At 39.2% G+C, this 23,391-nt stretch carries 22 protein-coding genes; 7 read left to right on the top strand and 15 right to left on the bottom strand.

The genetic code is table 11. The features are described 5' to 3' along the window. Positions 1–10 precede the first annotated feature (10 nt). The 5 genes from dltB to EM4838_RS02890 all read right to left on the bottom strand — a co-directional run bounded on the left by dltB (position 11) and on the right by EM4838_RS02890 (position 5,904). On the bottom strand, positions 11–1,216 hold the full coding sequence (gene dltB, locus EM4838_RS02910; protein ID WP_071866989.1) for a D-alanyl-lipoteichoic acid biosynthesis protein DltB: 1,206 nt from the start codon (positions 1,214–1,216) through the stop codon (positions 11–13). Then, complete coding sequence (gene dltA, locus EM4838_RS02905; protein WP_071866990.1) at positions 1,216–2,715, bottom strand: D-alanine--poly(phosphoribitol) ligase subunit DltA; 1,500 nt, start codon at positions 2,713–2,715, stop codon at positions 1,216–1,218. Before dltA ends, dltB begins: the two co-directional genes overlap by 1 nt. A gap of 10 nt (positions 2,716–2,725) precedes the next feature. Then, positions 2,726–2,875: a teichoic acid D-Ala incorporation-associated protein DltX gene (locus tag EM4838_RS02900; protein ID WP_010736035.1), complete on the bottom strand. Its 150-nt coding sequence runs from the start codon at positions 2,873–2,875 to the stop codon at positions 2,726–2,728. A gap of 211 nt (positions 2,876–3,086) precedes the next feature. After that, positions 3,087–5,147: an ABC transporter permease gene (locus EM4838_RS02895; protein WP_071866991.1), complete on the bottom strand. Its 2,061-nt coding sequence runs from the start codon at positions 5,145–5,147 to the stop codon at positions 3,087–3,089. After that, positions 5,137–5,904 carry an ABC transporter ATP-binding protein gene (locus tag EM4838_RS02890; protein ID WP_071866992.1) on the bottom strand — a complete coding sequence of 256 codons (768 nt, stop codon included), beginning with the start codon at positions 5,902–5,904 and terminating at the stop codon, positions 5,137–5,139. The genes EM4838_RS02895 and EM4838_RS02890 overlap by 11 nt, the downstream gene beginning before the upstream one ends. A 322-nt stretch (positions 5,905–6,226) precedes the next feature. On the opposite strand from EM4838_RS02890, the gene nrdD reads away from it, so the two are divergent. Both nrdD and nrdG read left to right on the top strand, forming a co-directional pair. Continuing rightward, a complete protein-coding gene (nrdD, locus tag EM4838_RS02885; RefSeq protein WP_071866993.1) occupies positions 6,227–8,416 on the top strand; it encodes an anaerobic ribonucleoside-triphosphate reductase in 2,190 nt (729 codons plus the stop codon). Positions 8,417–8,787: 371 nt separating this feature from the next. After that, entirely contained in the window at positions 8,788–9,390 is a 603-nt protein-coding gene (gene nrdG / locus EM4838_RS02880) for an anaerobic ribonucleoside-triphosphate reductase activating protein (protein ID WP_071866994.1), read from the top strand. A gap of 102 nt (positions 9,391–9,492) precedes the next feature. Here the strand turns inward: nrdG and dinB are convergent, their stop codons facing one another. From dinB to dnaX, 10 genes are all read right to left on the bottom strand, one after another. Further along, entirely contained in the window at positions 9,493–10,629 is a 1,137-nt protein-coding gene (dinB, locus tag EM4838_RS02875; RefSeq protein ID WP_176285304.1) for a DNA polymerase IV, read from the bottom strand. A gap of 161 nt (positions 10,630–10,790) precedes the next feature. Beyond that, entirely contained in the window at positions 10,791–11,660 is an 870-nt protein-coding gene (gene rsmI, locus EM4838_RS02870) for a 16S rRNA (cytidine(1402)-2'-O)-methyltransferase (RefSeq protein ID WP_071866996.1), read from the bottom strand. A gap of 139 nt (positions 11,661–11,799) precedes the next feature. Next, positions 11,800–12,147 carry a DNA replication initiation control protein YabA gene (locus EM4838_RS02865; RefSeq protein ID WP_010736045.1) on the bottom strand — a complete coding sequence of 116 codons (348 nt, stop codon included), beginning with the start codon at positions 12,145–12,147 and terminating at the stop codon, positions 11,800–11,802. After that, positions 12,140–12,964: a PSP1 domain-containing protein gene (locus EM4838_RS02860; protein ID WP_071866997.1), complete on the bottom strand. Its 825-nt coding sequence runs from the start codon at positions 12,962–12,964 to the stop codon at positions 12,140–12,142. Before EM4838_RS02860 ends, EM4838_RS02865 begins: the two co-directional genes overlap by 8 nt. Positions 12,965–13,003: 39 nt before the next feature. After that, on the bottom strand, positions 13,004–13,942 hold the full coding sequence (gene holB / locus EM4838_RS02855) for a DNA polymerase III subunit delta' (RefSeq protein WP_071866998.1): 939 nt from the start codon (positions 13,940–13,942) through the stop codon (positions 13,004–13,006). Between the two features lie 8 nt (positions 13,943–13,950). Continuing rightward, positions 13,951–14,280, bottom strand: a complete 330-nt coding sequence (locus tag EM4838_RS02850) for a cyclic-di-AMP receptor (protein WP_010736048.1) — start codon at positions 14,278–14,280, stop codon at positions 13,951–13,953. After that, positions 14,277–14,939 (bottom strand): dTMP kinase, encoded by a 663-nt coding sequence (gene tmk / locus EM4838_RS02845; RefSeq protein ID WP_071866999.1) that lies wholly within the window; start codon positions 14,937–14,939, stop codon positions 14,277–14,279. The genes EM4838_RS02850 and tmk overlap by 4 nt, the downstream gene beginning before the upstream one ends. Before the next feature lie 89 nt (positions 14,940–15,028). Beyond that, positions 15,029–15,625, bottom strand: coding sequence for a recombination mediator RecR (gene recR / locus EM4838_RS02840; RefSeq protein ID WP_019722633.1), 597 nt, complete (start codon positions 15,623–15,625; stop codon positions 15,029–15,031). Between the two features lie 23 nt (positions 15,626–15,648). Then, positions 15,649–15,960 (bottom strand): YbaB/EbfC family nucleoid-associated protein, encoded by a 312-nt coding sequence (locus EM4838_RS02835; protein ID WP_010736051.1) that lies wholly within the window; start codon positions 15,958–15,960, stop codon positions 15,649–15,651. 18 nt (positions 15,961–15,978) lie between these two features. Then, entirely contained in the window at positions 15,979–17,715 is a 1,737-nt protein-coding gene (dnaX, locus tag EM4838_RS02830; RefSeq protein WP_071867000.1) for a DNA polymerase III subunit gamma/tau, read from the bottom strand. A 465-nt stretch (positions 17,716–18,180) separates the two neighbouring features. Between dnaX and EM4838_RS02825 the strand changes: the two genes are divergently transcribed. The 5 genes from EM4838_RS02825 to EM4838_RS02805 all read left to right on the top strand — a co-directional run bounded on the left by EM4838_RS02825 (position 18,181) and on the right by EM4838_RS02805 (position 23,315). Then, the gene (locus EM4838_RS02825; protein ID WP_071867001.1) at positions 18,181–19,428 is read left to right on the top strand and encodes an SPFH domain-containing protein; all 1,248 of its coding nucleotides are present in this window, start codon (positions 18,181–18,183) and stop codon (positions 19,426–19,428) included. Between the two features lie 17 nt (positions 19,429–19,445). Continuing rightward, positions 19,446–20,639 (top strand): TFIIB-type zinc ribbon-containing protein, encoded by a 1,194-nt coding sequence (locus tag EM4838_RS02820; RefSeq protein ID WP_071867002.1) that lies wholly within the window; start codon positions 19,446–19,448, stop codon positions 20,637–20,639. Beyond that, positions 20,636–21,439: a TPM domain-containing protein gene (locus EM4838_RS02815; protein WP_071867003.1), complete on the top strand. Its 804-nt coding sequence runs from the start codon at positions 20,636–20,638 to the stop codon at positions 21,437–21,439. Before EM4838_RS02820 ends, EM4838_RS02815 begins: the two co-directional genes overlap by 4 nt. A gap of 219 nt (positions 21,440–21,658) precedes the next feature. Then, complete coding sequence (locus EM4838_RS02810) at positions 21,659–21,964, top strand: hypothetical protein (RefSeq protein WP_071867004.1); 306 nt, start codon at positions 21,659–21,661, stop codon at positions 21,962–21,964. Between the two features lie 28 nt (positions 21,965–21,992). Next, on the top strand, positions 21,993–23,315 hold the full coding sequence (locus EM4838_RS02805) for a PTS sugar transporter subunit IIC (protein ID WP_019722638.1): 1,323 nt from the start codon (positions 21,993–21,995) through the stop codon (positions 23,313–23,315). The last annotated feature ends 76 nt before the right edge of the window (positions 23,316–23,391 follow it).

The following is a 23,391-nucleotide window of genomic DNA, read 5'->3' as shown; positions in this document are numbered from 1 at the left end:
AACTCGTCATTTATTTAAAAAATAGTTGATCTAAAAATCCTGAAAAAATCAATAAGCTAGCACACACCGCTTGAAACGTCATGAAAACAGAAAATGCGTGGGTCAAGCGATTGGAAGGAAGTTTTTTCTTCCGTTTTTTCTTGTAACGAATCCATGCATCTGTCACACAAATCAATGTTGCATGATAGATACCATATAAAATGTAGTACCATGTCAAACCGTGCCAGACACCCATCAATAGAAACAATGCAAAGTATCCAATATTTGAAGTCACGATCTTGCTCTTGAACCATTTTTTCTTCATCAAGAAGAACATCAACCGCATATAAACGTAATCTCTGAACCAGAAGGACAAAGACATATGCCAACGATTCCAGAATTCTTTGATATTCCAAGCTAAAAATGGTTTGTTGAAATTGATCGGGGTATCATAGCCCATCAAATAACTTGTACCAACTGCAAACAAACTATAGCCAGCAAAATCGAAAAAGAGATACAAACTATAGACATACATGTATCCCAATAGCCACCATGAGACTCCGCCATGAGTCAAGGCTCCTTTTGATACGATGGGTAACAGTACCTGTCCGAGATAATGACCGATGATGAATTTGTATAAAAAACCCATAAACAGATGATGGACCCCTTTTTCCAACATTTCCAGATATTGTTCCTTTGTTGGTGGTTGGAGCTGATCTTTTTCAAATCTTCGATAACGATCGATTGGTCCTGAAGAAATGGTTGGGAAAAACAACAAGAACTGAATATAACGGTAAGGATGATAGGTTTTGATCATACCGTCTCTCATTTCCATGATCATTTGTACCGATTTGAATGTTAAATAGGAAATTCCCAGAAAACTAAACAGTGATCCCTTACCAGATGTTAGAAATGGTGTGACTTTCGTAATCGCTAAAGGTAGAATTGCTAGAACTACCGCTAGATAAAACCATACACTTTGATTTCTTTTTTTTCGATAAGTGAAATAACACCAAACAAGTATACTTTGCCAGATCACATAGCCAATCAAAGCAAGTCCTTGTTGCCAATACATTCCTCCAAAGCTGATGAACAAGAAAAAGAAAGTGACAAGAACTTGATAAGTTCCTAAACGTTTCTGGAAAAATAGTAGAGAAAAAATGATTGGCGCTAACGCGAAACTCAGTAATAGAAAATAATACGGCTCCGCATAAGGAATCATATGTGGGAGACTCATCACCTATTCACCTCAGCTGTCAATGCTTTTCGATCAATTTTCCCATTGTTCGTTTGTGGCAATTGGTCAATAAACGCCACTTTTTGTGGGATCATATAGTCCATCAGAAAATCGGTCAACCTTTGTTTGATCGAACGTATCAACTGATAATTAGTATCCGGAATCGCTTGGTTCAGTACAACAAACGCCACTAATTGTTGGACTTTCGATCCTTGATATTTGGGCACAACGATTGCTTGTTTGATTCGTTCATCTTTAAGCAACGCATGTTCAATATCACCTAATTCAATGCGGTAACCATGTAATTTCACCTGTTGATCGATTCTTCCCTCAATAAAAAGCAAACCGTCCTCTGCTAAATATCCTGCATCTCCTGTTCGATAGTTTTGATGCCCAGTTACTTGAAAGAACACTTCTTTTGTTTTCTCAGGATTGTTCAAATAGCCTTTTGACACGCTAGGACCGCTAATCAAAATCTCGCCATGATCACTTTCGCCATTTTTCAAAATGGATACAGTAGTATCAGACTTGACATAGCCAATTGGTAAACGCTCATACGTAGTCAATACTTCTCTTGTGATCAATATACTAGAGATGGCTACTGTCGCTTCTGTCGGCCCATACGTGTTGTAAATTTTGGCTGAAGGAAACCGTTCGAGTAACGCTTGCGCCGTTTTTTTCGTCAATTCTTCGCCACAGAAAATGAACGTAATCAGTTCTGGTAAATGTCCCTCGTCAAAAGATGCGTCCATCAAGCAAATATCGACAAACGAAGGGGTTGATACCCAGATGTCCAGTTTTAATTGTGGTAAAACGGCAAATAGTTTTTGAAAATCTTGTACGTTTTCCTTAAATAAGGGCTTGATGATCCCACCGGAAACTAATGCTGGATACAAAGTGAATACAGATAAATCAAAAGAGAAAGGCGCTTGTGCTAAAAAAGCTTGTCCCTCTTTGATTGGAAAATCGCTCAAGACCCAATCGACAAAGCTCACTAAGTTATCATGACTGATTTGCACGCCTTTGGGTTCCCCTGTGGTGCCCGAAGTAAAAATCAGATAAAAATTTTCATCACCTTTCACTGCATGCTCAAATGGATAACCAACTATCGAGGCGATGATCGAGCGTAAACAATCTTTTTGGATGATTGGTAGATCTGTCTCAATCTCCCAGTCGCTTAAACTAATGATCATACTAGGTTGTGCGACACGTAAAATCGCTTCGATCCGCTCCTTCGGTGTATGGGCATCAATCGGTAGATACGCATGTCCTGCTTTCACTGCGCCCAAAAATGATACCACCATCTCAAACTCTAGATTGCCGAACACGACGATTGGCCCTTTCGTAGTCAAACGCTTCTCTAAGTAATAGCCTAATGCATCTGAGGAGTACTTCAATTCTTGATATGTGTGTCGCTCCTCTGCTGTCTGATATGCGATTCTCTCTGGGTCTGCTATTCCCCAAAAATCGATCGCTTCCACGATTCCTTTTTTCTTCATCGTTTCCCTCCTAGAATTCGTTATATATAAATGTTCCACCTTGAATATTTTTGTAATGATACAAATAAATGAGTAACAATAGTATCGTAGAATAAACAAGGGTTCGAAGCATAAAAGTTCGCCAATATCGAACCTGTGGTTGCTGCCACCATTGTTTCATCTCTTTTTCCTCCTATTTAGATCCTTAGTCAAATTCTACTCATTCCATCCACAAAAAAACATTTGTTTTACTAACAGAATGCGCTTTACAGCTAACAGTTTTGTCACTAACTAAAGAGAACAAAAAAAAGAGCCGTACGAAAATAGATTCGTACAACTCGATTCTGTCTTTCGTTCAGCTAGAATAGGATACCCTTTTTGCTCTATTCTTCTTATTCCTCAATGATCCGACAATACAAACGGCTAGTCATAAAGTAAAAGAGTAGGTAAATGACGATCAATAAGCCACAAACAAAGTATGCCAACCAATAGTCTGCCCCTTCTACATATTGAGAAAACACATTGATGGCAAATACAGCATGAGTGATGCCCAAAATCATTGGTGGAAAAAACATCAACGCATTTTGTTTATAGATCATCCGATTTGTTTTGCGTTGAGCAATCCCTAATTTTGTCAGCAATTGATAATTGGTTCGTTCAATTTCAGCTTCGGATAATTGCCGAACCATCAAGATACTACCAGTTGCAATGATCACGATCATCCCCACAAAAAGGGCAACAAAGATATTGATTCCAATTTGACGATCAGTGGCACGCAGTCTAGGATAGCGAGCATTATAATTCAAACGTGAAGCTTGACCTGTCAATTTATTTTCTGAGTATTCACTTTCCTCTGCTTTAGAAGCATCGGTATGGATCGTCCCAACTATCCCTTGATCGGTGATCTCATAACTATAATAAATCGTGTGGTTCCAATTAGTAGCTACTTCTTCATTTGATCGTTCGGTCAATTTTTCTTGATTGCCACCAGTTACATTCCAATTGATGATCTGAAAGTCTAATCCAGTTACACGGTCAAAGATCGCTTGATCAACGACCAAGGTCGGTCCATAATAGGTCATATCTTCATCTCCCAGAAATCCCGGAAGCACCTGTTGGATCAATAGTTCTTGCTGACCAGGTAGATGGATCTTTTTCCCGTAACTAGAAAAATTACGAAACATCGATTCGATTGCATCTAACATGACTGTATGATTTTTTCCTGTAAGTTTGATTTCTGGCAGACTAGGTTTGATTTTGCGAAAAGCGTGATACTCTTTTTCAGAAATCAAATTGACTGGCTTGATCTCATTGCCGGCAGATACCGAACCAATGCTCAAGTCATAATAGCTACCTACTACTTTGTAATGAAAAACGAATTCATCAGTGATCTTCTGATTTTCTTCTGCTAAGATCGGTCGAAGTTTGTTTGCCGTCTGAGTATCTAATTGATAAGAAACAGGAGCAGCAATCTCTTCACGATGTGCAATGAGTGTCGATATACCAGTCATCCCTCCGATCATTGCCAAAGATAGACCGATAACTAATGTGATTAACGAATTCATTCGCCAACTTTTTAAAAGATGGATCTGTGTGTTCCCAATCAATAAAAAATTGGTTCCTCGATACTTGAATCTCGAATCGCTCAACAAATGGAGCAACAAGCGAAAAGAATAACAAAAGAACAGATAGGTTCCTAATAAACAAACAAAAAATATCGAAAATGGGAAAGCAATCATTAATCCTAGATTTACCTTTTTTTCAAATAGCTGACTAATCGTTTCTCTAAAGTTCCATGCGGCGAAATAGCTACTAGAAATCATCAATAGACCGATTACGCCTAATAAACGATGCCTTGTGCGAATACGCAACATTGAACTTTCCACTTGTTCTCTTTCCCCAAAACTACGATTCATGGGATAACTCCAAATCTTCCATAGTGAATAAAGAGAAACTGCTGAAAGAATGACAAAAAATACCACGACGGTTTCAACAATGGACGGGATAGAAATAAAAAAACGACTAGTAATATCCATCTTCATCATTCGTACTAAAATCATTTGAAACAATTTTGAAAAAATACTTCCCAATAAAATACCTAACATACAAGCAAAAAAACCAATAGTCATCGTTTCCAACACATAGATCGATGAAATCTGGAATTTACTGATTCCAAACAATTGATAGATCCCAATTTCTTTTTGTCTCCGATTGAGAAAGAAACGATTAGCACTGAGTACGAAAAAGAGTAAAACAACGGTAATGATCCAACTACCAAGCTTTAAAATAGTATCTATCGAAACATCTTGACTTGCCCTTCGAATCAGTGATTGGTCATAGGTCATCGCGCTAAAAGAGTAATAGATCATCGTCGATAAGGTCAAACTGAAGAAATAGACAAGGTAGCCCCTCGATTGTTTAAAAAAACTTTTTGCGGCTAGTTTATAAAGCATTGATTTTACCGCCTCCTCCAATCGTCGCCTGCATGTCGATGACTTTTTCAAAGAATTCTTTTCTCGTTCCTCGGCGGATCACTTCTGAAAAAATCACACCATCTTTGATAAATAAAATACGATTGCAATAACTAGCTGTATAAGGATCATGTGTCACTAATAAGATCGTTGATTTTTCGACTTCGTTGACTGTTTTTAAATAATTCAACAATTCTGTTGCTGATTTTGAATCCAATGATCCCGTTGGTTCGTCTGCGAAGATCACCTCTGGTTCTACTACTAAAGCTCTAGCTGCCGCAATCCGTTGTCTTTGTCCAACTGACATTTCATCAGGATAACGTTTTAGTAATTCTTCGATCCCTAAAAGCTGGGCAACATGTAAAACTCTTCGGTCCATTTCATCTTTTGCCATATTTTCAATAGCCAAAGGAAGTAAAATATTATCTTTACCATTCAATGTATCGATAAGATTGAACGTTTGAAAGATAAAGCCAATTTTTTTTCGTCTGAAATCACTCAATTCATGTTTTTTCATTTTTGTGATTTCATTCCCTTGGATCATCACACTACCCATCGTTGGTAAATTGATCGTTGATAAGATATTCATCAGAGTAGTTTTTCCAGCCCCACTTGGCCCCATGATCCCAATAAACTCTCCTTCTTCAACTGAAAAAGAAACATTGTCTAACACCTTGACCGGTGATTTACTACTTCCATAACTTTTACTTAGATGTTTTACTTCGATTATTTTACTCATGCTAATCCTCCACCTTTATCCTTAATTGAATAGTAGCACATCCTTTCACTTTTTTCCCTTTTGATTTTGTCACCTGACCACTCGAAAAATTTATCCATGAAATTTTTTTATTCAATTTTTTTATTCAAAAAAAAATAATTCGTATTTTCCAAAAGCTGATACCATACGTTTTCACTTTTTTTCACAAGATAATATACACCATATATAGTATACTCATTCAATTATACAGCGATAAAACACTATATGTAGCAGATAATTAGTTGCTCCTTTCTTCAATTTGTTTTATGATAGACAAGAACTATTTTTGTAGGAGCTGAAGAAAATGAAACGAACAGATCAAGAAATGGCTGTACTAGAAAAACAGCCTGAAACTAAAAAAATGACTGTCATCAAACGCGACGGACGCGAGGTACCATTTGATGAACAGAAAATAAATGCCGCACTGATCAAAGCAGAAAAGAAAATTCACGGTTCCTTATCTCCTATTACGTACGAAAAGATCCAATCAATCGCAGAACTTGTGATCAAAGAAATCAAAGATCGCTTCGCAAATAACGTAAAAATCTATGAGATCCAAAATATCGTTGAACATATTTTGTTAGAAAAAAACGAATATGCCTTAGCAGAAGAATATATCCACTATCGAACAAAACGTGATTTTGCTCGTAGTAAGGCAACAGACATCAACTTTTCGATTGAGAAACTGATCAATAAAGACCAAAGTGTTGTCAATGAAAATGCGAACAAGGATAGTAATGTGTTCAATACACAGCGTGACTTGACTGCTGGGATCGTTGGGAAATCGATTGGGCTAAAATTACTCCCACCGCATATTGCCAACGCACATCAAAAAGGCGATATCCATTATCATGATCTCGATTATCATCCGTATACACCAATGACAAATTGCTGTTTGATCGACTTCAAAGGTATGTTGAACAACGGATTTAAAATTGGGAATGCAGAAGTCGAATCACCAAAATCGATCCAAACAGCAACGGCACAGATCTCACAGATCATTGCCAATGTTGCATCTAGCCAATATGGCGGATGTTCTGCCGATCGTACAGATGAATTGCTTGCTCCTTTTGCACAATTAAATTACAAAAAGCATTTAATTGATGCCAAAGAATGGATCGACACACCCGAACGTCAAGAAGCCTATGCAAAAGCCAAAACAAAAAAAGATATTTTTGATGCCATGCAAAGTTTAGAATATGAGATCAATACACTTTTCACTTCCAACGGACAAACGCCTTTTACTTCACTTGGCTTCGGTCTAGGTAAAAATTGGTTTGAACGAGAAATCCAAAAAGCGATTTTACAAATCCGGATCAATGGATTAGGAAGTGAAAAACGGACAGCAATCTTCCCTAAATTGATATTTACACTAAAAGACGGAATCAATCTGAAACCCACTGATCCAAACTACGACATCAAACAATTAGCATTAGAATGTGCCACAAAAAGAATGTATCCAGATATTCTAAACTATGACAAGATCGTTGAATTGACAGGAAGCTTCAAAGTACCAATGGGCTGTCGCTCCTTCTTACAAGGTTGGAAAGACGAGAACGGTGAAGAAGTGAATGTCGGAAGAATGAATCTAGGTGTGGTTACATTGAACTTGCCACGGATCGCCATGGAAGCAGATGGTGACCAAGAAAAATTCTGGCAATTACTTTCAGATCGCTTGTCGATCATGAAAGATGCATTAGTTTATCGTGTCGAACGTTGTAAAGAAGCGATTCCTGCAAATGCACCGATCCTTTATATGTATGGTGCCTTCGGTAAACGACTATCTCGTACAGACGCCGTAGACGAATTATTTAAAAATCGTCGAGCAACTGTTTCATTAGGCTACATTGGACTTTATGAAGTCGCTGCTTCTTTCTTTGGCGGTGAGTGGGAAAATAATGCTGAAGCTAAAGACTTCACTCTGGATATCGTGAAAAAACTAAAAGCCAATGCAGACGCTTGGGGGAATGAATATGGCTATCACTTCAGCGTATACTCCACGCCAAGTGAAAGCTTGACTGATCGTTTTTGTCGTTTAGATACAGAGAAATTCGGTATCGTTGAAAATATCACAGATAAAGAATATTACACTAATAGTTTCCACTATGATGTGCGTAAAAATCCAACGCCATTTGAAAAACTTGAATTTGAAAAAGACTATCCAAAATACTGTTCTGGTGGCTTTATCCATTACTGTGAATATCCAGTCTTGCAACAAAACCCTAAGGCATTAGAAGCTGTTTGGGACTTTGCCTATGACAAAGTAGGCTATTTAGGAACCAATACGCCGATCGATCATTGCTACCAATGTGGTTTTGAAGGAGATTTCCAACCAACTGAACGTGGCTTTGAATGCCCAGAATGCGGCAATCACGATCCAAAATCATGTGACGTAGTCAAACGAACATGCGGCTATCTAGGAAACCCACAAGCCCGCCCAATGGTCCACGGCAGACACAAAGAAATCTCATCACGCGTGAAACATATGAAGTAAGGTTGTGAGAAAAGCGTCCTGACCTGAGCAGTAAGATGGGAAATCAGAAAATAGCTTCTCATATTTTTTGATTTTTCAGCTTAATGTTGAAGGTCAGCTTTTCGAACACCGTAGATAAGGTTGTGAGAAAGTCGTTCAGCTCCAAGTAATAAGACAGAAGATGGGAAAATAGTTTTCTATATTTTTTCATCTTTTGACTTATTATCGTAGGAGTTGGCTTTCGAACACTGTAGATAAGGTTGTAAGAAAAGCGTCCAACTCCAAGTCATACGAGAGATAGCACCCCTTCTTCTGGCTATTTTCTTATGTCTCCTACGACCTTCAAGAATTTTTTATAACGGATACCATTTTATAATGAAAGAAGTTTTACTATGAGAAATCCTAAACCTAAAGAATGGCTGGCTCAAGATTATAGTCATGACTATATTGCCGATTATAAACCGTTCAACTTTGTGGATGGTGAAGGTGTTCGTAATAGCTTATATGTAAGTGGCTGTTTATTTGCCTGTGAAGGTTGTTTTAACAAAGCCGCTCAGAATTTCCGTTACGGCAAACCATTCACTGCTGAACTGGAAGAACAAATCATGGCTGATCTACGCAATGATTACGTCCAAGGATTGACACTCTTAGGCGGTGAACCTTTTTTGAATACGAATGTTTGCCTACGTGTAGTCGATCGAATCCGGCAAGAATTTGGTCACAGCAAAGACATCTGGTCTTGGACCGGTTATACCTTCGATGAATTATTACAAGATTCGGAAGATAAACTAGAACTGCTCTCGAAAATCGATATTCTTGTTGATGGCCGTTTTGAATGGTCAAAAAGAGATTTCAAATTACAATTTCGTGGAAGTAGTAATCAGCGCATCATTGACGTGCAACGATCGCTTGCTGAAAAACAAGTCGTCATCTGGGAAAAATGTACAGATGCTACGCAAACATATGAACAAATAAAAAAACAAGAACTGATTTAACTATACTCAGTTTTGATTGAACACAATAAAGAATGCTCCATCTAAAAGGCCAAGACAGAAGTGAATTTCGCTTTTGTCTCAAAGTCTAAGATGGAGCATTCTTTATTCTATTTCTGATTCTATCGCTTGCGTTTCCCACAAAGGCAACACAATATTCTCATAAGTCATCGGATCTAAATTCGTCAGTGTGATACCTAATAAACGAATCCCTTTCTCTATCCCTAAAATCTCTTCCCATATCAGACTCGCTTGATAAAACAGCGCTTCTTTTTTATAAACATATTCTGGTAATGTCACTCGCTTCGTTACTGTAGAATAATCGGTATAACGGACCTTCAAGACAACTGTTTTTCCATGTTTCTGAACACGTCGGAGAGACTCTTCTACTTTCTCAGCTAGCTGACGTAATTGACCTAAAACTTCTTCTTCTGTTCTTAGTGGTTGTCCATACGTATGCTCTTTTCCGACTGACTTACGCTCGCGGGTGACATTGACCGGCGAATCATGGATACCTCGTACTTTTCGATACAACGAATACCCCATTTTACCAAACTGTTGGATCAACATCATTTCACTGCATTTATACAGATCTTCTCCTGTAAAAATACCTAATTCATGCATTTTAGGAACAGTTTTCTTGCCGACACCATGAAATTTTTCGATTGATAATGCTTTTAAGAAATCGACTGCTTCTTCGGGGGTGACGACCGTCATTCCTTTAGGTTTTTGAAAATCTGATGCAAGTTTCGCTAAAAATTTATTATAGCTGACACCAGCCGAACAAGTCAGATGCACCGTTTGCCAAATATCAAGTTGGATCATGCGGGCGATCTTGATCGCTGATTTACAATTGATTTTATTATTCGTGACGTCTAAATAAGCTTCATCAATACTAACAGGTTCGACTAAGTCTGTATAGCGATAAAAAATCTCCCTGACTTCTTTTGATATCGCACTATATTTTTGGTGGTCTCCCGGTTTGAAAATCGCTTCTGGACAAAGTTCATAGGCTTTTTGGGCACTCATTGCTGAATGAATACCGAACTTACGTGCTTCATAGTTAGCTGTTGTCACTACCCCACGCCCGCCAGTATCACTCGGATGTCTGGCGATCACTAAGGGTTTACCACGAAGTTCAGGGTGATCTCGTTCTTCAACGGATGCAAAAAAGGCATCCATATCGATATGGATGATTTTTCTTGACGTATCATTATGTAAAGGAAACTGTAATTCCATCAGACTCACCCCACTATCATTATACACGAACTTTTGTTCCCTTTCAAGTTAGGAGGTTAGTTTTTTAAAGAAGCTGTACCTCGTGCTTAATTGATTCTAAGAAAAAAATCGTTCAAAAGACTGTTCACCACAGCAATCTTCTGAACGATTTTTTTCATGAAAAGTTAATCATCCAATTCATGGAACTGACGATAAACTTCTTGTTTTTTTATTCCGTTTTTGACTGCAATCGTTTTGATTGCCACGTTAGTTTTTTCTCCTTGCTCAATCAATTGTTGTACCTGTTCTTTTAACGTACCTTGAAATTGTTCACTTGGTACGACCTCTTCGTTGCTTCCCTCAACAAGTAAACAGCATTCTCCCTTGATCGGCTGTTTTTCTAAATAAGCAAGTAATTCTTCAATGTCTCCGCGTAAATATTCTTCATGGATCTTCGTCAATTCTCGACAAAGCACAACTTGACGATTACCGAACACTTCTAACATATTAATCAACGTTGCAGCCACGCGATAAGGTGATTCATAAAAAATCAATGTTGCTGTTTGATTGCGCAACGATTCCAACATTGTTTTTTGTTCTTTTTTCTTTCTAGGTAAAAAACCATGAAATAAAAATGGCTGCGGTACGAGACCTGAAGCAATCAATGCAGTCATTCCTGCGGTAGGTCCTGGCAATGCAACGACTGGAATATCTTCCTTGATACAAGCAACGACAAGCTCATGTCCAGGATCACTGATAGATGGCATGCCTGCATCACTCACTTGTGCTATCGATTTTCCTTCTTTTAGCCAGTCGATCAATTGAGGAATACGTTCTTTATAATTATGTTCGTGTAAACTTTTTTGGGCAGTTTGGATCTCGAAATGATTCAATAGCTTTTGTGTATTGCGTGTATCCTCACTTGCGATCAAATCCGCTTCTTGTAATGTGCGCACACTGCGAACAGTCATATCCTCCAAATTTCCGATCGGTGTTGGAACGAGGTAAAGTGTGCCAAACACGTGATTTCCTTTAAAGCTCTTTTGGTTATACATATGATTCTCCTTCTCAAACAGAGTAAAGGAAGCTACTCTAATTAAAAAATTTATCCTGGTAGTTCAACGACGAATACCGCAAAACAAGAATGCTTTGCGGTATTCGTTGACCGTGATAGAAGCCACTAGATCCTTTGATTTAGCGTCCACTTTCTCGATAGATCACTTCTAAACAGAACGCACAAGGTTCATCATTTTCACGTCTTGAACCATACAAATCATAACAAACATGAAATCCTTCTTCATAAATCTTTTCAAGATTCATTCGGGATTTTGATAGTTCCTGTTTGGCATTTTCAGCTGGAGCTTGCGCCACTTGGTTCAATTCACGAAGATGTTCGCGTAGTCGTTGATTTTCCATCTCTAAGGTGGTATTTTTCTCAACGATCTCATGCAGTGCATGTTTCATCTCTACTAATTCAGTCAATGTATTTCGTAACTCTGACTCCAATTGGTTCAACCCATCATATAATGATCTCTTATCCATTCATCTCACCTACTTGGATGAAATTTTTTAGTTCATCCCATTCATATTCAACAGGATTCTCCCGTCCGTTCAGTCGCACACTAACTAAGCGACTAAGCAGATTCAATCCTACGACTTTCCCTTTACCATCAGGAGTTTCAAGTGTTTTCCCAAAGTCAGGGAGTTCTTTTTTTGCGGCTTCATATGCTTCACTTTCATACTGTAGACAGCACATCAAGCGACCACACAAGCCAGAAATTTTAGTTGGGTTCAGTGATAATCCTTGTTCTTTTGCCATTTTGATCGAAACAGGCACAAAATCTCCTAAGAAAGAAGAACAACAGAGTGGTCGCCCACAAGGCCCGATACTTCCGATCATCTTCGCCTCATCCCGAACACCGATTTGTTTCAATTCGATCCTTGTACGAAAAACGGCCGCCAAATCTTTCACTAATTCACGAAAATCAATACGTCCATCTGCCGCAAAATAAAAAGTCAATTTGCTTCGATCAAAAGTATATTCAACTTGGACGATTTTCATTTCTAGTTTTCGATCTCTAATTTTTTCTTTCGCAATCAAAAAAGCTTTTTTTGCATCTTCTTCATTTTTGTTGCTTTTTTTAAGCTCAGCAGTTGTTGCTTTATGCAAAATGGGATTGATGGTTTCAGGTAAATCTTCCAGATCAATATCTCTTTTGGGAATAGCAACCGTTGCGATATGTAAAGTTTGCTGAGACTCGACTAACACTTTATCATTGTATGCATATTCTGAATCTCCGGGTGTAAAATAATAGACATGACCAGCATCTCTATAACGGACACCTACTACTTCTACCATTTGTGGCCTCCTTGATTACGCAAAATATAAATTGACAAATCAAAAAATCGTTTGTAATACAAATTGCTCAGCGACGGCTTGAAAACTCACATTGCTACGTAGTTTTTGTTCTGCTAACAAAAGACGTTCAATCGTTTGATTCAGCCGTTTGACTTTACCATACTCCCCAGATGTTATCGCCTGTTTTTGAGCTTCCTGATAATAATACATTAAAATTGAAAAACCAGTAAATTGTTGATTTTTTTCTTTAAATACTTTCACCAATCGTTTTTGGACATAGATAAAGGCTTGTGTATCTCTTTTATCCAAGTAGACAAACCATTGATAAATCAAGTCCTTAGCCTCATTAAACCATTCATCTTCTGAGATTTCAACTGCTTTTCCTAAACTGTTTGTCAAGAATGACAAAAGTTTTGCTTTTTCCGCAGAAATTTGCTGATCTTGTAATTTTTGAATCAATGAATCCTTTGACAATTCTTGGAAATGCAAGGTTTGACAACGAGATTGGATCGTAGGTAAGATCCGACCAATGGCTTCCGTTTCTAAAATCGCTAGAAAATCACCAGGTGGTTCTTCTAAAAATTTCAATAAACTATTGGCCGCACTCGCATTCATTTTTTCTGCTTCCTGGATCAAGAATACTTTTTTCCTTGATTCATATCCGCTACGACTAAACTCTGTCTGTAAGCGCCGGATCTGATCGACCTTGATCGACTGACCATCGGGTGCAAGAACGAGTACATCTGGATGTTCTTGGTTTTGGATCCGTTGACAATTATTGCATCTGCCACAAGGTTGTTGGTTGTTCATCTTCGTACAATATAAATGTTGTGCTAACCAAATGCCTACCTCATGCTTTCCTGTACCTTTTTCACCTTCAAAAAGATAAGCATGAGCGAGACGCCCATGCTCAAAACTTCGTTGAAGTTGTTGATACACGAGAGGTTGCATTTGCGCAAGTATGTTTTCTTGAGCCATAGTTCCTCCTAGAAATGGTGGAATCCTTCAACTGGTAAGACAAAGACTGTTGCTCCGCCCACTTCTACTTCTACAGGATAAGGAACGCCACCGTCCATTGAAATATCTAACGTTACTGGAGTAGAAACAAATTGTTTTCTTGACTCACACGTTTTTTTGATGATCTCTAATGCTTCTTCGACGCGATCGTCCTCGATACCAACGATAAATGTACTGTTTCCCGCTTTAAGGAAACCACCAGTAGAAGATAATTTAGTCGCACGAATATTTGCATCGATCAATTCATTGGACAAACGGTTGCTATCTTTATCTTGAATGATTGCTAAAATGATTTTCATTTACGTTCACCTTCCTGACTTTCAAAATATTGTGGAAATTGGTTGATAATTGCGTGGTAACTCAATTGTAACACTTCTTCAAAACTATTTCTTGCATCGATCTTATGGATGCGGTCTGGATGCTCCTCTACCAATTTCAAATAGGCATGACGGACACGCTGGTGGAACTCTAATCCTTCTGAATCTAAGCGATCGATTTGATTCTGGCGATTTTTAGCGATTCGACGTAATCCTGTGTCAGAATCCACATCAAGATAAAGAGTAAAATCAGGAGTCGTTCCTTCTGTAGCAAATTCATTCAGTTCAGCAATCTCGTTTACGCCGATCCGACGACCTGCACCTTGATAGGCCAACGAACTATCGACAAAACGATCACACAAAACGATTTTCCCACTCGAAAGTGCAGGTAAAACTTTTTCGACTAAGTGTTGTCTTCGAGCAGCTGCGTATAATAAACTTTCTGTTCGCTCGTCCATGCGATCATTTTTCGGATCAAGGATCACTGCACGAATCTGTTCAGCAATTGGTATCCCACCTGGTTCTCGAGTTTGAATGATCTCTGTTTTTGCTACTTGTTGTAAAAGAGGAAATAGTTCTTTGATGATACTCGTTTTACCTGCACCATCAGGTCCCTCGATCGTAATAAATAAGCCGTTCACACTTGTTCCTCCATCTCTTCTCTTGCTTTTCTATTGTATCTGAAAATCTTTGTCGATCAAACTAACGCGATCAGACTGGTGTCAAAAAATCATAGTTCACGTCTGCCTTCGACCGCTTTCATTAAAGTCACCTCATCTGCATATTCGATATCGGAACCAACAGATAAGCCATGAGCTAACCGTGTGACTTTGATCCCAGCAGGCTTGATCAATCGTGAAAGGTAGATTGCAGTTGCTTCTCCTTCAGTGGTCGCATTCGTTGCGATGATCACTTCTTGGACCTCTGCATCATGCAAGCGTTGTAAGAGAGGAGGAATATTGATATCTTCTGGACCCGTGCCTTCCATTGGTGACAATACACCATGTAGCACATGGTACAAGCCACGATACTCACGCATCTTCTCCATCGCCATGACATCTTTTGGTTCTTCAACGACTAAAATGATACCACGATCTCTCGATGGATCTTTACAGATCTCACAAGGATCTTCTTCTGTGATATTTCCGCAAATACTACAAAAATGTAGATCGCGTTTGACGCTCAATAAAGCTTTGGCAAATTCATTGACCACTTCATCCTTCATATCGATCGTATAAAAAGCTAGTCTTGTCGCTGTTTTTTGACCAATACCTGGAAGTCTCATATAACTGTCGATCAGTTTGGCAATTGGTTCTGGATATTGCATGTTCATTTCCCCTTCAGGAAAATTTAAAAGGGTAAGCCCTTAGTGTATTTTCCCATTGTTTTTTCTGATTCTGTATCGATTTTTTCTAATACGTCATTGACAGCCATCACGATCAAATCTTGTAGCATTTCTGTATCTTCTGGGTCAACTACTTCATCATTGATCTGGATATCTTTCATTCGACGATTACCAGTAAAGACGACTTTGACTAGGTCATTCGTAGAACTACCAGTAAATTCTGTTTCATTTAGTTTTTCTTGGGCTTCGCCCATTTCTTTTTGCATTTTTTGGACTTGTTTCATCATCCCTTGCATATTTCCCATTCCGCGCATCATTAGTATCGCTCTCCTTTTCTAATCATCGATTACTGTGACTGCTGAACCGAAAAGTTCTTCAGCTTTCGTCACTACATTTTCTTGGTTTGTTTGTTCTTGAGGAAGCAATTCGATCTCGTCTGATTCATCATCAGACGCAAACGATTCTTCGGCTTCTCCATCCTTTGCTTGGACGAGATAATTTTTTCTTAGACCGGGCCAACTTTCCCGTGTGATATAGACAGGCTCTGGCGCATAATCTTTGATCATGCGACTAAGTTGGTTGTGGATCGCTAATTGAAGCTCTTCGTCATTAGCTGCGCGCTGACAGACGATTTCATAATCAAAAGCAATCACTAGTCCATTAGGTCCTGCCGCAACTGGTTCACTTGCTTTGAGCATCGCTCGCTGGGTCACTGACAAACTCATCAAAAGATCATCCCAGACTTCTTTTACTTCATTCAAGTGTTTCCTTGTCGCCTCTTTTAGTACATTATACACCCGTTCCGTGGGAATACGGTATGTACTTGGCTGTTTTTTCTGAACAGGTGATTGCGTCGTTTGCTGATTCGCAGTGACTTTCACCGTACCATTTTTGATTTCTTTGATTTCCTTTTTCAGCTCTTGGATCTCTTGTTGCAATTGTCTTACTTGTTGCTGATCGATCTCACTAGGCACTTGCTGACTTTCATTTGCTGAAGATTGAGCTAGTTTCACTGTGGCAACCTCTAAATAAATGGTCGCGCTATTTGTAAAACGCACCTCATTTTGTGTATCGCTCAAAATTTGGATCATTTGAAACAAGCGTTGTGCCGGGATTTCTTTCGCCAATGTCGTGAATGTTTCTGTTTTGACATGTGAGGTTTCCTCTAATAGATTTGGCGCTTGCTGATACATCAATAGATCACGGCAATAAGACAACAGATCTTCTAAAAAGCGCCGTGATTCTTTTCCTGCCGCTAAAATTTGATTCAATTCTTGTAAGGCTTGTGAGATCTCTTTGCTAAAGCAAGCGGATAGATACGCATCCATCATCTCATTCGTCAAACTCCCCGTGACTTGCATCGCATCATCCAACGTGATCGTGCCATCACTGAAAGAAATCGCTTGGTCAAGAATACTTAACGCATCCCGCATCCCACCTTCTGCTGCTCGTGCGATGACAGTCAACGCAGGCGCTTCATAAGCAATCTCTGTTTTATCCAAGATATATTCTAAATGTTCGGTAATATCTGCTGCATTGATCCGTTTGAAATCAAAACGTTGTGTTCGAGAGATGATCGTTGCAGGGATTTTGTGCGGTTCAGTGGTTGCTAAAATAAAAATTACACTTTCTTTTGGTTCTTCCAGTGTTTTCAGTAAAGCATTGAACGCTCCAGTCGAAAGCATGTGGACTTCATCAATGATATAAATTTTGTAAGCGGCTTTTGTTGGTGCATAATTTGCTCGATCTCTGATGAAACGGATCTCCTCGACACCATTGTTACTTGCCGCATCGATTTCAATGACATCTTCTTGTGTCCCAGTCGTGATCGACTGACACATCTCACAATGATTACAAGGTTCACCATCTTTGCTGTTTGGGCAATTGATCGCCTTGGCAAATATTTTTGCCGCACTTGTTTTCCCTGTCCCTCTTGGTCCTGTAAACAAATAGGCATGTGAGGTTTTATGGGAAACAATCGCATTTTTCAATGTTTGTGTCACAGCTTTTTGTCCAACGATATCTTCAAATCGCTGTGAACGCCACACACGATAAAGTGCTTGATATGCCATAAGGATCCCCCTTCTTTTGAAAAATTCACTAACTTTTATTATACGTGATTTAGCAAAAAAAAACTACTATACTTTATTCGGTTGTAACAGAAGTGAGCAACACTTAGAAATAAGTCTTAACATTCAAAAAAGCTGCTCGTATTTTGGGATGTTTCGGCTAAATACCAATTTCTAACATCGTTTGGCTAGGTTGTGAAAGAAGCCTTAAACTCTAGACTATTAGACAGAAACATTCAAAATAGCTATTTCATCGTTGATTTTTTTGAGCTGTGTCCAAAGAGTTGCGCCTTGAACAGTATTTATCCAGATTCTGAAAAAAAGTTCAGTTCTAAAATGTATGGCTGAACGTGGAAAAGAGTTGCTCTGGTTTTCTACATCTTTCGACTGAGAGCATTTTCAGTCTCCTATGGTATAATATAAACATATACGTAGTAAAAAAATACTTGCTCACAGGGAGGACTTTTTATGGGACTTATTAAAGCAGCAACTAGCATGATCGGCGGCGGATTAGCAGATCAATGGATCGAAGTCATTGAACCAGACAATATGAGCGACACCACAGTTATGACAAAAGGTGTCAAGGTACGTAAAGACGATAAACGAGGATCCAATCGAAAAGGTACAGAAGATGTATTGACAGATGGCACAGTCGTTCATGTCTATCCGAACATGATGATGCTCTTGGTAGATGGTGGAAAAATCATCGATTACACAGCTGAGGAAGGCTATTATACGATCAAAAATGATGCTGCCCCTTCCATGTTCAATGGTTCATTGAAAGGTGCAATCGCTGAAACCTTCGACCGCTTTAAATTTGGTGGCGTGACACCACAAAAACAACAAGTATTCTATATCAATCTACAAGAGATCAAGGGAATCAAATTTGGCACAAGCGCTCCGTTGAATTACTTTGATAATTTCTATAATGCAGAATTATTCTTACGTGCGCATGGAACGTACTCTATCCATATCACCGATCCAATCTTATTCTATACAAATGCAATTCCTAAAAATAAGACGCAAGTTGAAATTGCAGATATCAATGAACAATATTTAGCAGAATTTTTGACTGCTCTTCAATCAGCGATCAACCAAATGTCTGCTGATGGGCAACGTATTTCCTATGTCCCATCAAAAAGTTTAGAACTAAGCAAATATATGGGCACAGCGTTAGACGATTCCTGGCGTGAGCTTCGTGGGATGGAGATTGTTTCTGTCGCAGTTGCTAGCATCTCTTACACAGATGATTCGGTCAAACTCATCAACATGCGCAATGAAGGTGCCATGTTAGGTGATCCTAGTGTCCGTGAGGGCTATGTGCAAGGTTCGATTGCTCGTGGGATGGAAGCTGCAGGTAAAAATGATGCCGGTGCAATGACTGGCTTTATGGGCATGGGAATGGGCATGAATGCCAATGGCTCCTACTTAGCTCAGTCCTCACAAAATAATCAAGAACAAATCAAGCAACAACAAGAAAAACAAAACCAACAAACAGCTCAAGGCACTAATGATACATGGACTTGCCCTGTCTGTGGTACCGAAAACACTGGTAAATTCTGTTCAAACTGTGGTGGTGCAAAACCAGTAGCGAATAGCCAGCCAAAGCTCGAAATGAAATGTAGCGAATGTCATGAAGTAGTGGATCTTTCAAATGGAATTCCTAAGTTTTGTCCAAATTGTGGAAAACCATTCAAAGGTATCCCACTCGACTAGTTGAAAGGGGTGCCTGAATGGATGCTTTAACACATAAATGCCCCAATTGTGGCGGACCATTGACCTTCGATCCAAAAGATCAAAAATTTCATTGTGATTATTGCTTAAATGTTTATACAGAAGCAGAAGTCAGTCAATATGAAGAAGAACAAAAATCGGCCCGCGACATCAATGGGACTCAAGATCAATCAGTTGCAACGGATGACTTCACTTTTACAGCAGAAGAACAGCTCGATCAAATGGATGAAACAGAACGTCAAGCATTTGCAGATGCTGGTGGAACAACCCATACAGAGACAACAGCTGGACAGACGGCTACCGATGAGCAAAGCAACATGGAACTATTTTTATGTCCAAACTGCGGTGCAGAAATCGTCACAGAAGCCACTACAGCTGCTACCTATTGTTACTACTGCCATAATCCAGTCGTGCTATCAGGACGGTTAAGTGGTGACTTCTTACCAAATAAAGTCCTACCTTTTGCTGTGGAAAAAGAAGAAGCAATCAAACAGTTTCTCGCATGGACGAAGAAAAAATGGTTTGTACCAAAAGCATTTTTCAATCAGGATCAAATCGACAAATTAACTGGCGTTTATTTCCCTTATTGGGCAACCGATGCTGAACTAGATGGTTCCTTACAAGCCAACGGGACAGTGGTCAGGATCTGGCGTGTTGGTGATATCGAGTATACCGAAACAAAACAATATGCGGTTCACCGCGAAGGAAAGCTTTCCTTCAAAGAATTAGTAAAAAATGCTTTGTCAAAAAATACACAACAAAAAATGGTGGAGGCTGTCCAACCATTTCCATTAGCTAAAGCTATCGGATTCAAAAGTCAGTATCTTGCTGGTTTCCAAGCAGAGAAACGTGACATTGAGTACCAAGCAATCAAAGCAGATATCCAAAATGAGTTACGTGATTATTCCGAAAAATTGTTGCGAGATACAGCCAATGGCTATACTACTTTGACCGGAGTACGTACTTCTGCGGAAATCACTGGCGAAAAAAATGAATATGTCTTGTTACCGGTCTGGCTTGTTACTTACCGTAGCAACGATTCTAACAAGAAAGTCTATTATTATGCAATGAATGGCCAAACGGGTAAAGTTAGCGGTGTATTACCGATCAGTCATAAAAAACTCGCTTTGACCTCTTTTGGGATATTCACTGTTTTAGCGATCCTCTTTATGATTGGAGGCTATTTGATATGATGAGTAAAAAAAGTCTCTCCATTTTCTTTTTATTAGCTATTAGTTTACTGTGGACACCGATCGTAGGAGCTGCTACCCCAACAATCAATGACGACGCGAATTTATTTACAAGCGAACAAGTCAACACACTGAACCAACAAGCGAAAGAAATCAATGAAAAGATCAAAGGACAAGTATTTATCGTCACAACTACCTCAAATAGTTCAGAACCGAGAGATTTCGCTGACAACTATTTAAGAACCGCAATAGGAAATGATCAAAATGGTTCTGTTTTACTTTTAGATATGGGGCAACGAGAAATCTATATCTCCACTTCTGGAAATATGATCGACTATTTGACGGACCGCAGGATCGATTCGATTTTGGATGATGTCTATGATCAGATGACGAATGCAAACTATTATGCAGCAGCCCAAGCCTATTTGACCAAAGCTTCTACTTATGTAGATGAAGGTGTGCCTGGCGGTCATTATCGTATAGATGAAGCCACAGGTAAAATCACTCGGTATAAAGTTTTGACTACCGTCGAAATAGTGATTGCGGTGGCTTTGGCAGCTATCTTAAGCATCGCTTTTTATATGATCACTGTCTCACGGTACCAATTGAAATCAGGGACATACAAATACCCATTTCGTGAAAAGGCAAGCATCAAATTGACGGACAAAACAGATCGTTTAACGAACTCCTTTGTCACGACTCGTCATATCCCTAAAGCGCCACCACCAGGCAGCGGTGGCGGCGGCAGCACGACTCATTCGAGTGGTGGCGGTACCTTTGGCGGCGGTGGCCGAAGTTTTTAATTCAATGAAAACAGAACACGAAACATGGATCAGACTATGAGGGAATCCCTCTATCTGATTCATGTTTTTTTATACTATCATTAAATACTTACACACTTACCCATACTGAAATAGTCATAGAAATAAAATTACGTTAAATAGATATATATGTTGATTTTTAATTTCATAAATGTATACTTGACTTATGTAAGCGTTTCAAAAATGAAAGGAGGTCGTACCATGAATAATAAAGAAACAGCTCCATCAATCATTCGTTTTGGGATGAAATCGGCTTGTTACTTGCTTCTTGCTTGTATCGTGAGTGGTATCTTCATTCCCTATTTATTCTATTTATTACACTGGGAAGTTCGACTGGGTGTCTTTCTCTTTCTTCCTCCCTCTTTAGCTGCTGTCATCACTGGCAATTATTATTTTATTTCAACTAATATAGGCTTTACTAAAGGATGTATCCGAACATTTCTTATTGCTACAGTCTGTCTCATGTCCGCCGCTTACTTATGGTTGTATCAAGGCATCATCTTCTAAATTCTATCGATAAAAAAGGAGTGTCGAAATGTTAACAAAGTTTACAGAAATCATTGAGCGTTATTTGGCAGGTCCAATGGCTACAATTGCCAACCAAAGACATTTACGTGCCATTCGTGATGGGATCATCGCTACATTGCCACTAATTATCGTCGGTTCGTTTTTCTTGATCATTGCTTTTCCTCCCTTACCGCCTAGTTGGGGGATCTATCAGTTTTTGTCCGAAAATGCAGCAACTATTTTATTACCCTATCGCATGACCATGTATATCATGTCTCTATATGCGACATTTGGTATCGGTGCCAGTTTAGCCAAAACCTATAAACTAGATGTTGTTTCTGGCGGGTTACTCGCTACGATTGCTTTTTTGTTGACCTTTATCCCTGTCAATATTCCTCTTGAGGCTGCGGAAGCTGCTGGCACTTCTGGTTTTGTTTTGCCTATGGCCAATCTTGGCGGTGGTGGGATGTTTGTCGGAATCATTACTTCGATTTTTGCAGTCGAAGTGTATCGTTTGACGGATAAATCGAAATTCAAAATCACAATGCCTGAGCAAGTACCTCCTGCGGTTGCACGTTCTTTCGAAGCATTAACGCCAACCTTGATCGTGATTTTAGTCATGGCATCGATCAGCTATTATATCGGCTTTGATTGGCACACTGCCGTTTCAAAAATTGTCAGCCCTTTGATCAGCGCAACCGATACGTTGCCGAGTGTATTGTTGCTGATTTTTCTAATCACTTTTTTCTGGGCATTCGGTATCCATGGCGTATCCATCATTGGTTCACTTGCTCGCCCCTTATGGTTGCAGATCTTAGAATCCAATACAACTGCAGCAGCTGCTGGTGAGGCTTTACCCAATATTGCAGCTGAACCTTTTTATCAATGGTTTGTTTGGATCGGCGGCGCAGGTTGTACGATCGGTTTAGCGATTCTGCTTGCCTTCACAGCCAAATCAAAATATGCTTCAAAACTAGGTAAGGCAATCATCACTCCTTCTATTTTCAATATCAATGAGCCAGTCATCTTTGGCGTACCGATCGTATTAAATCCGACACTGATCATTCCGTTTATCTTTGCTCCAATGGTTTGCGCAACCATCGCTTGGTTTGCGACTAAACTAGGTTTAGTCAGTGCTGTTACCATCACCGCACCATGGACGCTCCCTGGTCCTATTGGTGCTTACTTAGCTACAGGTGGTGACTGGCGGGCAGCCGTATTGAACATTTTATTGATCATTCTTTCCATTTTTATGTATTATCCATTCGTTAAGATTTATGATAAAAATGAATTAGCAAAAGAACAGGCTTTAGAAACTGAAACATCAAAAGAAACACCACTATCTAACTAATTTGAGAGATACTTAGAGTAAGATTGAGTCTACTTCTTTTATTTCATAAAAACAGCACCTACTTTCCTTAGAGAAA

The organism is Enterococcus mundtii (assembly GCF_002813755.1).
GTDB classification, from domain to species: Bacteria; Bacillota; Bacilli; order Lactobacillales; family Enterococcaceae; genus Enterococcus_B; species Enterococcus_B mundtii.
The sequence above is the reverse complement of the archived record's forward strand: the minus strand, read 5'-3'. Positions and strand labels throughout refer to the sequence as shown.

What these genes read in the sequence shown, in the direction of transcription:
- EM4838_RS02890 (WP_071866992.1), bottom strand. Translation starts at nt 5,904, where the DNA reads ATGAGTAAAATAATCGAAGTAAAACATCTAAGTAAAAGTTATGGAAGT.
- nrdD (WP_071866993.1), top strand. Translation starts at nt 6,227, where the DNA reads ATGAAACGAACAGATCAAGAAATGGCTGTACTAGAAAAACAGCCTGAA.
- EM4838_RS02805 (WP_019722638.1), top strand. Translation starts at nt 21,993, where the DNA reads ATGTTAACAAAGTTTACAGAAATCATTGAGCGTTATTTGGCAGGTCCA.
- EM4838_RS02835 (WP_010736051.1), bottom strand. Translation starts at nt 15,960, where the DNA reads ATGATGCGCGGAATGGGAAATATGCAAGGGATGATGAAACAAGTCCAA.
- EM4838_RS02810 (WP_071867004.1), top strand. Translation starts at nt 21,659, where the DNA reads ATGAATAATAAAGAAACAGCTCCATCAATCATTCGTTTTGGGATGAAA.
- EM4838_RS02825 (WP_071867001.1), top strand. Translation starts at nt 18,181, where the DNA reads ATGGGACTTATTAAAGCAGCAACTAGCATGATCGGCGGCGGATTAGCA.
- dltA (WP_071866990.1), bottom strand. Translation starts at nt 2,715, where the DNA reads ATGAAGAAAAAAGGAATCGTGGAAGCGATCGATTTTTGGGGAATAGCA.
- dltB (WP_071866989.1), bottom strand. Translation starts at nt 1,216, where the DNA reads ATGAGTCTCCCACATATGATTCCTTATGCGGAGCCGTATTATTTTCTA.
- EM4838_RS02815 (WP_071867003.1), top strand. Translation starts at nt 20,636, where the DNA reads ATGATGAGTAAAAAAAGTCTCTCCATTTTCTTTTTATTAGCTATTAGT.
- EM4838_RS02900 (WP_010736035.1), bottom strand. Translation starts at nt 2,875, where the DNA reads ATGAAACAATGGTGGCAGCAACCACAGGTTCGATATTGGCGAACTTTT.
- EM4838_RS02820 (WP_071867002.1), top strand. Translation starts at nt 19,446, where the DNA reads ATGGATGCTTTAACACATAAATGCCCCAATTGTGGCGGACCATTGACC.
- dnaX (WP_071867000.1), bottom strand. Translation starts at nt 17,715, where the DNA reads ATGGCATATCAAGCACTTTATCGTGTGTGGCGTTCACAGCGATTTGAA.
- nrdG (WP_071866994.1), top strand. Translation starts at nt 8,788, where the DNA reads ATGAGAAATCCTAAACCTAAAGAATGGCTGGCTCAAGATTATAGTCAT.
- holB (WP_071866998.1), bottom strand. Translation starts at nt 13,942, where the DNA reads ATGGCTCAAGAAAACATACTTGCGCAAATGCAACCTCTCGTGTATCAA.
- EM4838_RS02865 (WP_010736045.1), bottom strand. Translation starts at nt 12,147, where the DNA reads ATGGATAAGAGATCATTATATGATGGGTTGAACCAATTGGAGTCAGAG.
- EM4838_RS02850 (WP_010736048.1), bottom strand. Translation starts at nt 14,280, where the DNA reads ATGAAAATCATTTTAGCAATCATTCAAGATAAAGATAGCAACCGTTTG.
- recR (WP_019722633.1), bottom strand. Translation starts at nt 15,625, where the DNA reads ATGCAATATCCAGAACCAATTGCCAAACTGATCGACAGTTATATGAGA.
- rsmI (WP_071866996.1), bottom strand. Translation starts at nt 11,660, where the DNA reads ATGTATAACCAAAAGAGCTTTAAAGGAAATCACGTGTTTGGCACACTT.
- EM4838_RS02895 (WP_071866991.1), bottom strand. Translation starts at nt 5,147, where the DNA reads ATGCTTTATAAACTAGCCGCAAAAAGTTTTTTTAAACAATCGAGGGGC.
- EM4838_RS02860 (WP_071866997.1), bottom strand. Translation starts at nt 12,964, where the DNA reads ATGGTAGAAGTAGTAGGTGTCCGTTATAGAGATGCTGGTCATGTCTAT.